The organism is Serratia sp. HNCC26DJ206, from assembly GCF_057180605.1.
This window is the reverse complement of sequence record NZ_JBXUGP010000181.1, coordinates 1-278: the sequence shown is the minus strand read 5'-3', so window position 1 is coordinate 278 and position 278 is coordinate 1. Positions and strand designations below refer to the sequence as shown.

Annotated in this window: 1 pseudogene; it reads right to left on the bottom strand. The window is 47.1% G+C overall.

The features are described 5' to 3' along the window. Positions 1-278 (bottom strand): annotated as a pseudogene (gene tnpA / locus AC2A1E_RS24500) (IS200/IS605-like element IS1541A family transposase); the annotation flags it as partial.

Here is a 278-nt window from a genome sequence, read left to right as displayed (position 1 = left end):
CCCGTAAACGGGCTGCCAGGATACGGGATCGACAACTGCTCACCCATTTTATCCTCTTCCAGTTGGTGCTTTATGTATTCTTGTATCCTGGCTGTGTTTTTCCCAACCGTATCAACGTAATACCCTCGGCACCAGAACTCCCTGTTACGGTATTTGAACTTCAAATCGCCAAACTGCTCATAAAGCATCAGGCTGCTCTTTCCCTTCAGATATCCCATAAAGCCCGACACACTCATTTTGGGCGGGATTTCCAGAAGCATATGGATATGATCCACACA